This window comes from Candidatus Dormiibacterota bacterium, from assembly GCA_036495095.1.
In the GTDB taxonomy this organism is placed as follows: domain Bacteria; phylum Chloroflexota; class Dormibacteria; order Aeolococcales; family Aeolococcaceae; genus CF-96.
In genome coordinates this window covers 54,703-66,568 of the sequence record DASXNK010000196.1, presented here as the reverse complement: position 1 = coordinate 66,568, position 11,866 = coordinate 54,703, and the positions used below count along the sequence as shown (strand labels likewise).

The 11,866-nt window shown below is 73.3% G+C and carries 14 protein-coding genes; 3 read left to right on the top strand and 11 right to left on the bottom strand.

The genetic code is table 11. From position 1 onward, the window contains the following. Positions 1–224 precede the first annotated feature (224 nt). From VGL20_20000 to VGL20_19990, 3 genes are all read right to left on the bottom strand, one after another. Complete coding sequence (locus VGL20_20000) at positions 225–488, bottom strand: hypothetical protein (GenBank protein ID HEY2705972.1); 264 nt, start codon at positions 486–488, stop codon at positions 225–227. A 111-nt stretch (positions 489–599) separates the two neighbouring features. After that, positions 600–803, bottom strand: a complete 204-nt coding sequence (locus VGL20_19995; protein HEY2705971.1) for a cold shock domain-containing protein — start codon at positions 801–803, stop codon at positions 600–602. 160 nt (positions 804–963) lie between these two features. After that, a complete protein-coding gene (locus VGL20_19990; protein HEY2705970.1) occupies positions 964–1,119 on the bottom strand; it encodes a hypothetical protein in 156 nt (51 codons plus the stop codon). A 230-nt stretch (positions 1,120–1,349) separates the two neighbouring features. Here VGL20_19990 and VGL20_19985 point away from each other — a divergent pair, with 230 nt between their 5' ends. Next, a complete protein-coding gene (locus VGL20_19985; GenBank protein ID HEY2705969.1) occupies positions 1,350–1,631 on the top strand; it encodes a hypothetical protein in 282 nt (93 codons plus the stop codon). Here the strand turns inward: VGL20_19985 and VGL20_19980 are convergent. Further along, positions 1,603–1,770 carry a hypothetical protein gene (locus tag VGL20_19980; GenBank protein ID HEY2705968.1) on the bottom strand — a complete coding sequence of 56 codons (168 nt, stop codon included), beginning with the start codon at positions 1,768–1,770 and terminating at the stop codon, positions 1,603–1,605. The genes VGL20_19985 and VGL20_19980 overlap by 29 nt on opposite strands. On the opposite strand from VGL20_19980, the gene VGL20_19975 reads away from it, so the two are divergent. Next, a complete protein-coding gene (locus VGL20_19975; GenBank protein ID HEY2705967.1) occupies positions 1,759–2,115 on the top strand; it encodes a hypothetical protein in 357 nt (118 codons plus the stop codon). The two genes, VGL20_19980 and VGL20_19975, sit on opposite strands and share 12 nt — an antisense overlap. 59 nt (positions 2,116–2,174) lie before the next feature. On the opposite strand, the gene VGL20_19970 is transcribed toward VGL20_19975, so the two are convergent. The 3 genes from VGL20_19970 to VGL20_19960 all read right to left on the bottom strand — a co-directional run bounded on the left by VGL20_19970 (position 2,175) and on the right by VGL20_19960 (position 6,025). After that, positions 2,175–4,211 carry a copper oxidase gene (locus tag VGL20_19970; GenBank protein HEY2705966.1) on the bottom strand — a complete coding sequence of 679 codons (2,037 nt, stop codon included), beginning with the start codon at positions 4,209–4,211 and terminating at the stop codon, positions 2,175–2,177. A gap of 666 nt (positions 4,212–4,877) precedes the next feature. Next, positions 4,878–5,666 carry a hypothetical protein gene (locus tag VGL20_19965; GenBank protein ID HEY2705965.1) on the bottom strand — a complete coding sequence of 263 codons (789 nt, stop codon included), beginning with the start codon at positions 5,664–5,666 and terminating at the stop codon, positions 4,878–4,880. Next, the gene (locus VGL20_19960) at positions 5,663–6,025 is read right to left on the bottom strand and encodes a helix-turn-helix domain-containing protein (GenBank protein HEY2705964.1); all 363 of its coding nucleotides are present in this window, start codon (positions 6,023–6,025) and stop codon (positions 5,663–5,665) included. Before VGL20_19960 ends, VGL20_19965 begins: the two co-directional genes overlap by 4 nt. Before the next feature lie 119 nt (positions 6,026–6,144). Here VGL20_19960 and VGL20_19955 point away from each other — a divergent pair, with 119 nt between their 5' ends. Then, a complete protein-coding gene (locus VGL20_19955) occupies positions 6,145–7,284 on the top strand; it encodes a cation:proton antiporter (protein HEY2705963.1) in 1,140 nt (379 codons plus the stop codon). A gap of 45 nt (positions 7,285–7,329) precedes the next feature. On the opposite strand, the gene grdA is transcribed toward VGL20_19955, so the two are convergent. The 4 genes from grdA to VGL20_19935 are packed head-to-tail and all read right to left on the bottom strand — an operon-like array spanning position 7,330 to position 11,859. Beyond that, positions 7,330–7,794 carry a glycine/sarcosine/betaine reductase complex selenoprotein A gene (gene grdA, locus VGL20_19950; protein ID HEY2705962.1) on the bottom strand — a complete coding sequence of 155 codons (465 nt, stop codon included), beginning with the start codon at positions 7,792–7,794 and terminating at the stop codon, positions 7,330–7,332. Between the two features lie 12 nt (positions 7,795–7,806). Then, a complete protein-coding gene (gene grdC / locus VGL20_19945) occupies positions 7,807–9,234 on the bottom strand; it encodes a glycine/sarcosine/betaine reductase complex component C subunit beta (GenBank protein HEY2705961.1) in 1,428 nt (475 codons plus the stop codon). Between the two features lie 7 nt (positions 9,235–9,241). Next, positions 9,242–10,558: a glycine/betaine/sarcosine/D-proline family reductase selenoprotein B gene (locus tag VGL20_19940; GenBank protein HEY2705960.1), complete on the bottom strand. Its 1,317-nt coding sequence runs from the start codon at positions 10,556–10,558 to the stop codon at positions 9,242–9,244. Beyond that, the gene (locus tag VGL20_19935) at positions 10,555–11,859 is read right to left on the bottom strand and encodes a glycine/sarcosine/betaine reductase component B subunit (GenBank protein HEY2705959.1); all 1,305 of its coding nucleotides are present in this window, start codon (positions 11,857–11,859) and stop codon (positions 10,555–10,557) included. The genes VGL20_19940 and VGL20_19935 overlap by 4 nt, the downstream gene beginning before the upstream one ends. Between the last annotated feature and the right edge of the window lie 7 nt (positions 11,860–11,866).

Below are 11,866 nucleotides of genomic sequence, written 5' to 3'. Positions count from 1 at the left end.
CTCGGGGGCTCGCCACACACACGGTGCTCGTCCACTGGATCCTCCCTTCCTGTGCCCCCCGGGCGGGCACGACCATACGCCGATCGGCGCCGGAAATCCACCCCCGGGACCGGACATGGGCCCTACCAGGCCCTGCGGGTCACCGTGGGCCCGGGGCGGGGCGCGGGTCTCGACAGGGAGACCTGCGCGCACATCGGCACCGGCCGCGGGGCGCCGGGCCCGGATCAGGCGGGTGCGATCCCCGTGTCGACGGTGCAGCAGCACGCCTCGTAGCTGATGACCGCTCGCTGCTGCGGCTCCCGCCGGGCGTCCTCCCCGGGGCCGAACTCGACCATCGGCTCGTCGCGCCGCTCCGGCACGACGGCGTGCGACGCGCGCTCGCGGAGCGCCATGTCGCGTCCCGCCTGGAATGCCGACGAGAAGGTGGCGACGACCACGCGCTCGGTCTGCCCGAGCCGCTCGGTGACGTGATAATGCCGGACGTTCACTGGCCTCTCCTCAGCCCTGTGCTCGGGCCGTGGTGATCCTCGTTCTCGGTTCCACCGCCTCGCACGTCGCCACCGCGGATGCGACCAGCGCACCCGCGGCGAGGCGAGTGCCTAGGCCATCCGCACCGCGCGGGCGCGGGGGCCCTTGTCGCTCTGCTCCAGGTCGAAGCTCACCTGCTCGCCGCCGGCGAGCCGGTCGAAGTCGATCGAGCTGTCCAGACCGCTGCGATGGAAGAAGTACTCGTGGCCATCGTCACCGGTGATGAAACCGAAGCCGCGCTCGAAGACGATGCGCTTGACGTTGCCTGTCTGCATCGGTATCTCCATTTCCCGAACCTGGAAGGGGTGCCGCGCGTGTCCAGGTCGAGAAGGGGGACGACCACGAGCGAACATCACCCGAGTGGGTGATGAGATCAGTGTACCCGACAAGCCCGCGATCGGTCGGACTCGTGACCTGCACGAGTCAGGCCGCAGGTCACATGTCGCGCATCTTGCGATAGCGGCCGATGTCCGGCGTGATCGTGATGATGCCCTTGGTCAGGCCCACGATCACCATCCAGCTGAAGATCAACGGGGCGAGCACCAGCTCGGCTGCCGGGATCAGAACGCGCTTCTTCAACGTCGGGGTCACCTCTGCCCTGCAGCTCTCCGGGATGCCCAGGGCGGGCAGCGTGTCGCGTGCCGAGCGCTTGTAGGATTATTGTGATTATGAGTATATCCGCCGCCAAGCCGGTTAAGGTGCCCGCTCAGCCGAGGCGGATCCCCCTGCCCGGGTGTCACCTCCCGCCGATCTCGCCTGCTCTGGTAGGAGTATGGTTGTTGTTATGGTTGGTGTAGCGCCGACCACCCCAGGAGTGCCGGATGCCCGAGGCCAAGGTGGACGCCGTGGAGCTGGTGGTTCGCGGTGTGCGGCTGCGCCTCCGCAGGGCGGACGTGCTCCGCGCGGTGCGCGACGGCGACTTCGGGATGGTCCGGCAGCACGCCGTCGAGATCGAGAGGACGCTGTACCCGGTCAAGGAGGTCTTCGCCCGGGCGACCGGCATCGACGTCCTCGACTTCAACACGACCCAGGCCCGGGCGGCCCTGCGCCGGCTGGGCTTCGAGGTGCGGAGCGTCAGCCCGCTCGGCCGTCGCCACCCATGAGCTGCGGCGCGGACACGCCGATGCTCCCGCCGCGGAGCGTGACGGCGGCGCCGGGCGCCTGCAGCGGCTGATCGGCGCCCAGCGCCACTGGCGCGAGCTGTCCCACGACGAGCTGGAGCTGCAGATCGTGCGCCGCCACCAGCGCACCCTCTGCGAGGACCTGGACGAGCTGCTCGGACGCCTCGCCGACGCCCTCCGGCGGGAGCGCGTCCCCGCCGCCGCCCGGCTGCTCGACGGCGCGACGGCCGTCACCACCGCGCTGGCGCGGAGCCTGCCGCCCGAGGGCGAGCGCAGCGCGACCGTCCCCCGCCTGGTCATCGACGGGCCCGAGGCGCGGGTGCAGCGCGCCCACCGGCTCCTCGCCGAGCTCGACGCCGAGCTCGATCGGAGTTCACGCGGCGACGGCGGCGCCGGCGCGCCGGCGCTCGCCGGCTGTCTGGTGAGGCTCGTCGACTCGCTCCGGACGTGCGATCATCGGGCGTGACCCCGAGAGGTGCCCGCCCCACCTGGGACGGGCACCCGAGGGTCAGGTGATCGTCGTCGTCAGCCGCAGGCCCGGGGATTCATCGGATCCCGCTGCTGGCAGGTGAGGCCGGCCTTCAGCCCGTCGGGGAGCCTCTGGACCCAGCCGTTGTAGGCGATCGGAAGGCCGAGGACGCCCTGGCCACCCATCCCGTCGGTGGTGTACTGGCCGCGGAGGCCCTGCAGCTTCTTGGGGCTGACGTCGGTCTTGGTGCCGGAGTCGGTGTCGGTCAGGAACCTGCCGACCACCGCGACCTTGGAGATGTCGCCGTCACCGGCCGGGTCGGAGTCGACGACCGAGGTGATGTTCGCGAACTTGCTGGTGACGTAGCCGTAGTAGCCGCCACCCTTCTTCGCGCCCCAGTTGACGCCGTGGCATCCGGGATCGCAGGGCAGGACCTTGACGACCTCGTCCCTGGCGATGTCGATGACGCTGATGGTGCCGGAGACGGCGTTGGCGACCAGCATCACCCGGTTGTCCGGGCTGACCGCGTTCTGGATCGGCAGGAAGCCGGGACCCATCGCGCTGCTGCCGGAGTCCGCGCTGAGCGGGGGGAGCTCGATCGGGATGCCCGAGGTGCCACTCATCAGCCCGCTGACGTAGTCGTAGCCCTTGGTGAGCGAGATGTTCTTGCTGTCGACCAGCCTGCCGCCGTCGTGGCAGGCGGGGCCGGCCATCGAGATGCAGACGATGTTGTTGCTCATCAGGCCGGCGGAGTAGGCGCGGTCGGCGGTCGAGCTCATCGCCGTGGCGATCGGGATGCTGCCCACGAAGGTCCGCTTGGTGATCGACAGGTTGGGATCGTTGGCGTTGAGGTTGAACAGCGAAGCGCTGTCGAAGTTGGCATTCGGGGCGACCGCGGTGTTGCCGTCGGGGCTCAGCCAGTGGGCGTGCGGATGGGCGATGCCCTCTCCGGGGAGGACCGCCGAGAAGTTCTTCATGACGCCGTTGTCGCCGGGCGCGACCTCGGCGAGGCTGTTGCCGCCGTTGATGCCGACGATCAGCTCGTCGGTGGCGCTGCGGGTGACCACGTGGGCCGGCGAGAGTCCCACCACCGTCTGGCGGAGGAACTGGCCGGTGAAGCGGTCGAACGCGGTGGTCTTGTTGGAGAACCACTCGTCCGAGTAGACGGTGTTCTCGTCCCGGCTCACCCACTGGTTGTGGGGGTTGTCGAGGCCACCACCGTTGTTGATGCTCGGGAGCCCGAACTTCCGGACCACCTTCCAGCTGTTGGTGTCGATGAAGGAGACCGTGCCCGGATAGGCCTTCTCGTTGAGCTCCTCCATCTGGGTGGACTGCATGACCTCGCCCACCCCCGGGACCTTGGGGTGCTGCGCATCGGTGATCGCGGGAATCGCGACCGGCTCATGGAAGTACTGATGGAAGAAGGTCTCGAGGTTGGGAATCAGGTTCGGCGTCCCGCTGGCGTCGTGGACGATGATCGGGGACGGCGCGTATCGCGGCATCCACGACCCCGCCTTGTCCGGGTAGTACCGCCTCCAGTTCTCGGAGTTGGTGATGACGAAGAACACCCGGACCAGCCGGTAGATGTAGTCGGACGCCGAGGGCAGCGGCTTGTCGACGCCGCGGACGCTCAGCATCTTCCCGAAGTCGGGCACCAGGGTGCCGCCGGCCGCCGCGGCGGGGTCGACGATCAGCACCGCGCCGAGCATGTAGGGATGAATGGTGCATTGGAACGCATACAGACCGGGGGTGGTCAGCGTGACCGACTTCTCCCCGATGAAGCCGCCGTCATTGTGGAAGGGCATGCCGGGTGCGCCGGTCGGCCAGATCACGCTGTCGGGATCGTGGTCGCTGAGGGTGTCGGGCGGTCCCACGATGAACTTCACCGTGGTGCCCGGCGTCGCCACCGCCAGGGAGTGGGTGCCGGAGACGTCCACGCCGGTGTCGAACCACGTCGGCCCGTCGTTGAGGTGGAAGATCGGCGGGACCATCGGGAGCTCACCCGCCGCGGAGACGGGCTTGCTCGACGAGATGCGGGTCCCACCGAGGGCGACGGCTCCGAGCAGCGCCGGAACCAACAGCAGGGGGAGCACGCGCCGCGCTCTCCGTGCCCGTCTGAATCGTGTTGCAACCATGGGACGTACTACCTCGCGCATGTGCAGGCACATGTCATGTGACCGGTGTTGTCGAGTGACGTGCAACCGAGTGCCTGGTCTAGGCTGAGATCACATTTCCCTCCTTGCGGATCCCCGAATTCCGCCGCCACCCGACGAGGAAGCCGAGACGTGGAACCACGCGAGAGGGCTGCACTGCTCGTGCGTGGCACATGCGCTGAAGGTATGGCGCCGCCGGCACGGTGTCACCGGACAGAGCGGTGAACCCGGCGGCGCCGATGTCCCACAGACCCACCAGCCCCGGCGATCCCCGTTGCAGTTCGCCCAACCCGGCCGCCCCGCGCCGGCGCCCGCAGGTGAATGAGCGTGCGCACGATGCGGCGGTGGGTCATGCGATATCCGAATATCACCGGCGGATGCGTACCGGACACGGTTGGCAGGGCGCCACGACGATGCGCTCGCCGCATGAGATCGCAACGCCACGGGCCCGCTCCGATGCGATCGCGTGGACGGGCGTGGCCGCGCCGGCTCGGGCGCGGCGTCCGGTGACCTGGAGGCGCGGTGCCGCCTACGCTGGCGGGGATCTCACACACGCACGGGCCCGGTCATCCGCACGCAGCAGCGCGGTGGCCGGGCCCCAGCGGTTCAGGAGCCGGCGGCGTCCCGGTCCCGACCCCTGAGGTCGGTGACCTGGCGCACCAGCGCGTCGTCCTCGAGCAGCCTCTCGACCTCGGCGCGCGCCAGGTCACCGCGGTCGTACGCCCGGGCCACCAGCGCGACGTACCGCCGCGGCCAGGCCACCGCCCCCCGGGCGGCGAGGCCGCTGCGTACGTACTCCGACATCCCCATCCTGCTGGCGAGGCGGAGGGTGTCCTCCGGCGACGCCTCGCCGGCGCCCACCACCCGGCGGCGGTCGGCCTCCCCGAGGGTCGAGGTGGTGAGCAGCTGCCAGACCAGCGCCCGGACGCTGATCCCGTACTCCATCGACACCGCGGTGAGGTGCTCGGCGCCCCAGCTCTCCAGCCCCCAGGCGGCGGCGCATCCGGCGATCGCCGAGACCGGGACCAGCCAGTTGGTCGCGAACGCGCTCGCCCGCACCCTCGCGGGGGTGCTGCCGTCGAGCATGTCGACCTCGACGTGGAGGCGCCGCGACCCGGGGTCGAGCAGCAGATGGCCGAGCAGGTGCGCGGCCATGTCGCGCTGCTCACGCAGGACGCGCTCGTGGGTGTTGACGATCACCAGCCAGCGGTCGCGGATCCCGACCAGGGCTCCGCCGGGGCCGCCGGTCATGGGGCGGCGGATCACCATCGCATCCGGACGCAGGTCCTCGATCACCGCGAAGACGTCGCGGATCGGAGCCGCACCCAGGCGCTGCTCGATGCGCAGCGCGGCGGCCCGCTCCACACCCTCGCGGATCGGCCGCCGGTCGGTCATGTTCCGGAGCCCAGCCGCTCCAGCCGCTCGAGGTCGTCGAGGAAGCCGGGCACCCAGCCCAGCGGCACCGCCACCGCGGGGTCGCGCAGCTGCTCGAGCACGGTCTCGTCACCGTCGGCGGCCCCCCCGGTGGCGAGCAGCTCGCCGGCGTCGATCCCGAGCGCGGTGGCGATCCGCAGCAGCTCGTCGACGCCGACCCGGCGACGCCCCGACTCGATGCGGGAGATCACCGGCTGTCCGAGTCCCGCCTCCGCCGCCAGCCGCTCCTGGCTCAGCCGGGCCGACGCACGCGCCGACGCGATCGCCGCGCCCACCCGGCGCTGGATCGGGTCGAGGCCCTCCGCGGTCTCGTCTCCCATGACAGCGCCCATTGTCGGCGGCGGCACCGCACCGCCGCAGCCATGGCGGGCCGGCCGGCGCGCCGCGGGCACGATCCACACGTGCATCGCGAATGGTGGGGGCGCCATGATCCCGACCCATGTTCGTCCAGCTCGCCATCCTCGTCATCGCCGGGCTGGCCGGCCCCCTGCTCGCCGCGGGCCGGAGCGGGCTCATCCCCGTCGTGGTCGGCGAGCTCGCCGCCGGCGCATTCCTCGGGCACACCGGCCTGCGCCTCGTCGACCCCGGCGCGGCGCCGCTGCCGGTCTTCCGCGCCCTCGGCTTCGCGATGCTGATGCTCAACGCCGGGGCCCACGTCGACATCGGCTCGCCGGCGATCCGCCGCGGGTTCGTCCGCGGCCTCGCCGCCTTCGCGGTGGTCGCCGCCACCGCGGTGCCGGCGGGCCTCCTCGTCGACCGCGGCGTCGGCCTCGGTCACGCCACGCTCCTCGCCGTCCTCATCGCCGGCAGCTCGGCGGCGGTGGCATTCCCGATCATCGAGGAGCGCGGGATCGGGGGCGACGCGGTCGCCGTCCTCATCGCCTGGGTGGCGATCGCCGACTCGGTCACCGTGGTGCTCATGCCCCTGACCCTCTCGGGATCGGCGGGACTCGGCGAGGCGCTCGCCGGCGACGCCGCCATCGTCGTCGCCGGCGCCGCCCTCATGGCGCTCCTCCCCCGCCTCCGCGGCGACATCTCCCACCGGCTCTTCGAGCAATCGCGGACCCGCAACTGGGCGCTGCAGCTGCGCCTGTCGATGGTGCTCCTGCTCGGGCTCTCGGCGATCGCCGAGCGCACCGGGGCGAGCCTCCTGGTCGCGGGATTCGTGGCCGGGATGGTCCTGGTCCGGCTTCGCGAGCCGGACCGGCTCAGCCTCCAGCTCGCCGGCCTGGGCAACGGCTTCTTCGTGCCGATGTTCTTCGTGCTCCTGGGAGCCGAGCTCGACCTCCGGGCGCTGCTCACCTCGCCGTCGCGGCTCGCCCTCGCCGCCGCCCTGGCGCTGGCCGCGGTGGTCACCCACGTCCTCGGCGCCCTCGCCGCCGCCGGTCGCGACCGCATCGCCACCGGGCTGGCCGCCTCGGCGCAGCTGGGGATGCCGGCGGCCGCCGCGACCCTCGGGCTCTCCAGCCACCTGCTCGCCCCGGCCGACGCCGCGGCGCTGGTCGCGGGCGGCTGCCTGACCCTGATCCCGGCGACCGCCGGCGCCCTCCTGCTCGCACGCGCCGGCGGCCGGCACTGACGGCCGCGCCGCAGCGCCGCCGGGCGGCGCTGCGGCGGGAGGCGCTCAGGCGCCGGTTCGCGACCCGCGGATCCCGCTCACCATCTCGGTGAGCCCGGGGCCGTCGAGCACCTCGGCCATGACGCCGATCTGCTCCTCCCAGACCTGGGCGGGAACAGCGCTGCGCACCTCGTCCTCGAGGATGTGATACACGTCGAGGCCCAACTGGACCTCCGAGAGCGGACCTGCGTAGGTGGGATCGCCGGTGACCACGGTGGCGGCCGAGAGGCCTGCCGACTCCGGGTCGGGCGAGCCCAGGATGACCATCAGCGAGTCACGGCCGTGCTTCTCGGCCAGCTCCTTGATGGTCGCCTGGTTGTGCAGGTCCATGGCTCCCGACGCGGTTCAGACGAAGCACTCGCTGGCGGCGAAGACGACCGAGCCGCCGGCCGCCTCGACGCAGGCCATGATGGCGGGCCCGGCGACGCCGTCGCGCTCACCGAGGACCACGACCTGTCTGCCTTCGAACATGCATCCCTCCTGTCAGCCACCGCGGGTGAGCAGCACGCTCATCCCGTCCGACAGCTGCGACATCCTGCCAAGGAAGAGGCTGCCCTTGGCCAGCAGCATGACCCGTTCGGCCGATCCCTCCGGACCCAGGCGCCGGAGCGCGTGGGGCAGGTAGCAGAGCGCCGAGGCGATGTGTCCCTGGGTGGGCGCGAAGCCGGGCATGCCGCGCCCGGTGACGAAGGCGTCGATGCCGTCGCGCCCGATCTCGCCGCGGCGCACCGCGAGCGCGGCGAGGGTGCGGTAGTTGCGGTCGGCGACGTTGCCCGAGCCCTGCGGCTCGGTGACGTCGGGATCGTGGAGCTCGGTGGCGTAGTCGTCGACGTCCATCGAGCGCAGCCCGACCCGGTCGAGGGGCTCGAACGCGAGCGCCTCCATGATCTGCGGCCCGGAGGCGCCGGCGCCGACCCGGTGGCGTCCCACCGCGTCGAGGCGCAGCCGCGGCAGGCCGGCGGCATCCGCCTCGACCAGCAGCGCGCAGGCGCCGAGGACGTCCTCGAGCACCGGGAGCCCGTGGCGCAGGTGGCCCTGGAACTTCATGCCGAGCTTGGGGAGCGAGCCGCCGCCGACCACGGCGACCCGGCGGAACACCCCCGCCGACACCAGGCTGCCGGCGATGACCAGCGCCGAGAGCGGGCCGGCGCAGAAGTTCTTGACGTCGACGCCCGACGCCTGCTGGAGGCCGGCCGCACCGGCGACGGCCTTGCCCATGTTGCCGCCGCCGCGCTGGTAGCGGTCGCCCACCGCCTCCTCCGAGCAGGAGATCACGTAGTCGATGGACCCCGGGTCGATGCCGGTGCGATGCAGCAGGTCGAGGAGCGCGAGCGTCGCCGTCGCCTTGTTGACCAGGTTCTCGAGCAGCACCGGCGCGCTCAGCGCCTCGTCGCTGTCGTGGGCGGCGCGGAGCACGCCGCCGATCTCCTCGGTGGAGCCGAGCCGCAGGGGGATGGCCCCGGGGACGGCGGCGGCGGCCTCGACGTCGCCGGCGCAGCCCTCGGCGAGCACCAGGCCGGCGGTCGCCGGCCGGTGGGCCAGCCGCTCGGCGGCGCGGGAGGCGACCACGGGGTCGAGCATCACCAGGTTGAACTCGTCCACCGCCGCCATGGCGCCGAGCAGGTCGAGCTCGTCCAGCACCCCGCCGTCCGGACCGTCGGGTCGCGCGCCCTCGAGCGGGTGCCCCACCCACGGTCGCGGCGGCAGGTCGCGGGGATGGAGGTTGCCGATGAAGGCCTGGTGGGGCGCGTACGCCACCGCCTCGGGAAACGACCGCAGCGCCGCGCGGAAGGCGGCGGCCACCTCCGGGTCGCCGGGCAGCTCGCGGGCCGGCTTGCTGCCGTGGCAGGCCATGCCGGGGGCGTGCACCAGCAGCTGGCAGGCGGCGGAGACGGCCGCGCCGGTGGTCACCACGCCCTCATCCGGCGGCCGCCACGCCGGTGACCTCCGCGGGGTCGAACACCGTCGGGCCGCTCACCGCCGTGGCCACCGCCCGCAGCGCGGTCTCCAGGAGACGGCGGCGCCAGGCCCGTTCCTCGGCCGCGGAGAGAGACGGATCCCCGGACGGGAACTGGATGCCGCGGGTGGGCACGATCCGTGGCGCGCCCACGCTCAGCGCGATCGGGACGAGGTTGCAGAGCACGGCGGTCGGGATGCCGGCGCGCTCCAGCTCCTTGGCGAGCGTTGACCCGCAACGCGTCCCGGTCCCTCACGTCGCGGTGAGGATCGCGGCCTGCACGCTGGCACGGCGCAGCTCCGCGGCCCACTCCACCCCGAACCCGGTGGCGGTGGCGACGTGGGTGCCGTTGCCCGCGGTCACCAGGTAGTCGTCGTGGAGCCGGCCGATGCGGCCCTCGGCCTCCATCTCGCGGGCGACGTCGAGGGGGAGGATGCGATGGGGGTCGGCGTTGGCGAGCACCGTCGAGAACCCGCCGTGCACCGACTCGAACTCGCCGGCGGCGAGCCCGGCGCGCCCCGCCAGCGAGTACCGCAGCCAGCGCCGGGCACGGGCCGACTCGAGCCGGTCGGGGTTGCCGTGGGGCACCAGCGCCCCCTCGGTGAGCAGCGCGATCACCGCCGTGCCGGGATCGGCGACCGGAGCCGCCGGGCTGACCCGCCCGAAGCCGCTCATGGCGATCTCCGTGGCGGCGCGGTCGCCGTGCAACCGCGCCAGGAGGAGATCCACGGCACGCTCGGCGGCGCAGCGGTCGGCGAGGCGGTTGCTCCGCACCGCGCGCACGAGCACATGGTCGACGGAGGACGGATCGTCACCGGCGGCGATCGCGCCCACGGCGTGGGCGAGACGGCGCAGCGACTCCTCCATCCCCCGAGCGGTCTCGAGGCTCAGCACCACGGGGGCGGCGCCGGCCTCGCCCGCGCCCGGATTGTCGCCGTGCATCGAGGCGACGGCGCGGCCGCCGGCGGCGACCGCGGCCGCAACCACCCGGGCGCAGGCGATGCCGTAGCGGCCACTGGTGAAGGCGGGGCCGGCGATGATCAGGTCGGTGTCGCCGGCGAGCTCGAGGATCGCCCGCGGCGCCTCCGGGTCGGAGGCGGCGCGGTCGTCGCCGCAGTGCACGGTCGCCTCGATCCACACCGCGTCACCGAGCATCGTCTGCAGCCGCCGCCCCGGCCCCACCGCGCCCTCGCGGCGCGCCGGCGGCGACCCGGCCGCCTCCTCGCCGCCGACGCCCGCGAAGAACTGGTTGAGGTAGTGGACGGCGCGGATGGTCATGGCATCGCCCGCAGCCGTCCCCAGCCGAGCGGGCTGAGCGATCCGTACACCACCGCGGTGGGCACCTCGAGCGCCGCGTCCGCCGCGGCGCCCGTGACCGCCAGCCCGCGGCCGCCGAGGACGCGCTCGACGGCGGGCAGGCGCAGCGGCTGGTCGTAGTTGCCGGTGCTCACCACGGCGATGGCGCGGTCGGGCGCGACCACCAGCGGAGGGCCGCTCCCGTCCGCCCCGGCCATCTCCGCGAAGAGGCCGACGGCGGGGATCCCCAGCTCCTCGAGGCCGTCCATGGTGAGGGCGAGGTCGGCGTCGGCGTTGCCCGCGCCCTCCTTGGTGACGATCGCGGCGTCGGCGCCGAGGGCGGCGCAGAGCCGGGCGCAGTGAGCGGCGACCAGCTCCTTGCGGGCCTGCTCCACCGGCTCGGGGCTGAGCACCAGGCCGGCCAGCCGGAGGTCGATGCCGTCCCGCGCCCGCAGCGCGCCCACCACCGGGTGGTTCTGGAAGAGGTATGTGGGGTTCTTCAGCCCGGGGTGACCGTACTGCGCGCCCACCACCGCGCCGTCCTCGAGCTCGTTGGGGTCGAGGCAGACCGACAGCGCGCCGGCCATGGTGCCCCCATAGACGAGGACGTCCTTGAAGGCGCCCTGGCACTGCAGCCGGGTGACCACCACGACCCGGGGCAGCGCGTCGCCGGGGCTGCGCTGCAGGCTGGTCGGCGGCAGCTCCTCGACCGCCGCGGGAGGCGCGTCGAGCCCCACCTCGGCGAGGTGGGCGGCGAGCCGCAGCGCACCCATCCGCAGCGCGGTGGCCACCGCCTCCCAGGCGGCGCCGGCGGCGGGCTCGAACTCGACCACGACGCAGTGGAGCGCCGCCAGCGGCGAGAGCGGCGCCGCCGGGCCGGACATGTCGACCAGCGCCTCCTGGGCGCGGGGCAGGAAGCCGGCGGTGACCACGGCGGCGCCACGGAGCACGTGGACGTCGCCCTGGCCCTGGGGGAGCGCCCGGCCGATCAGCCCGGGGAACACCCCGGCGCCGCCTCGACCCTTGGTGCGCGGCTCGACCGCGTCGAGCACCTTGACGATCCGCGCGCTCTCGCCGGGGCTGGTGGTGCCGATCCGCACCCCGGCGAGCGCGGGGCTGACGAAACAGGCCTCGGCGGCGGCCACCCCGACCTCGAGCCGCCCGTCACGCAGCGAGGTGCCCGGCCCCAGGGCCACCGCGGCGACCGGGTGGACCGACCGGCGCAGCGGCCCGACGCGGCCGAGCGCGGGCGGGAGGGCGAGCGCGGTGGCGATGACGTCCACGGTTCGC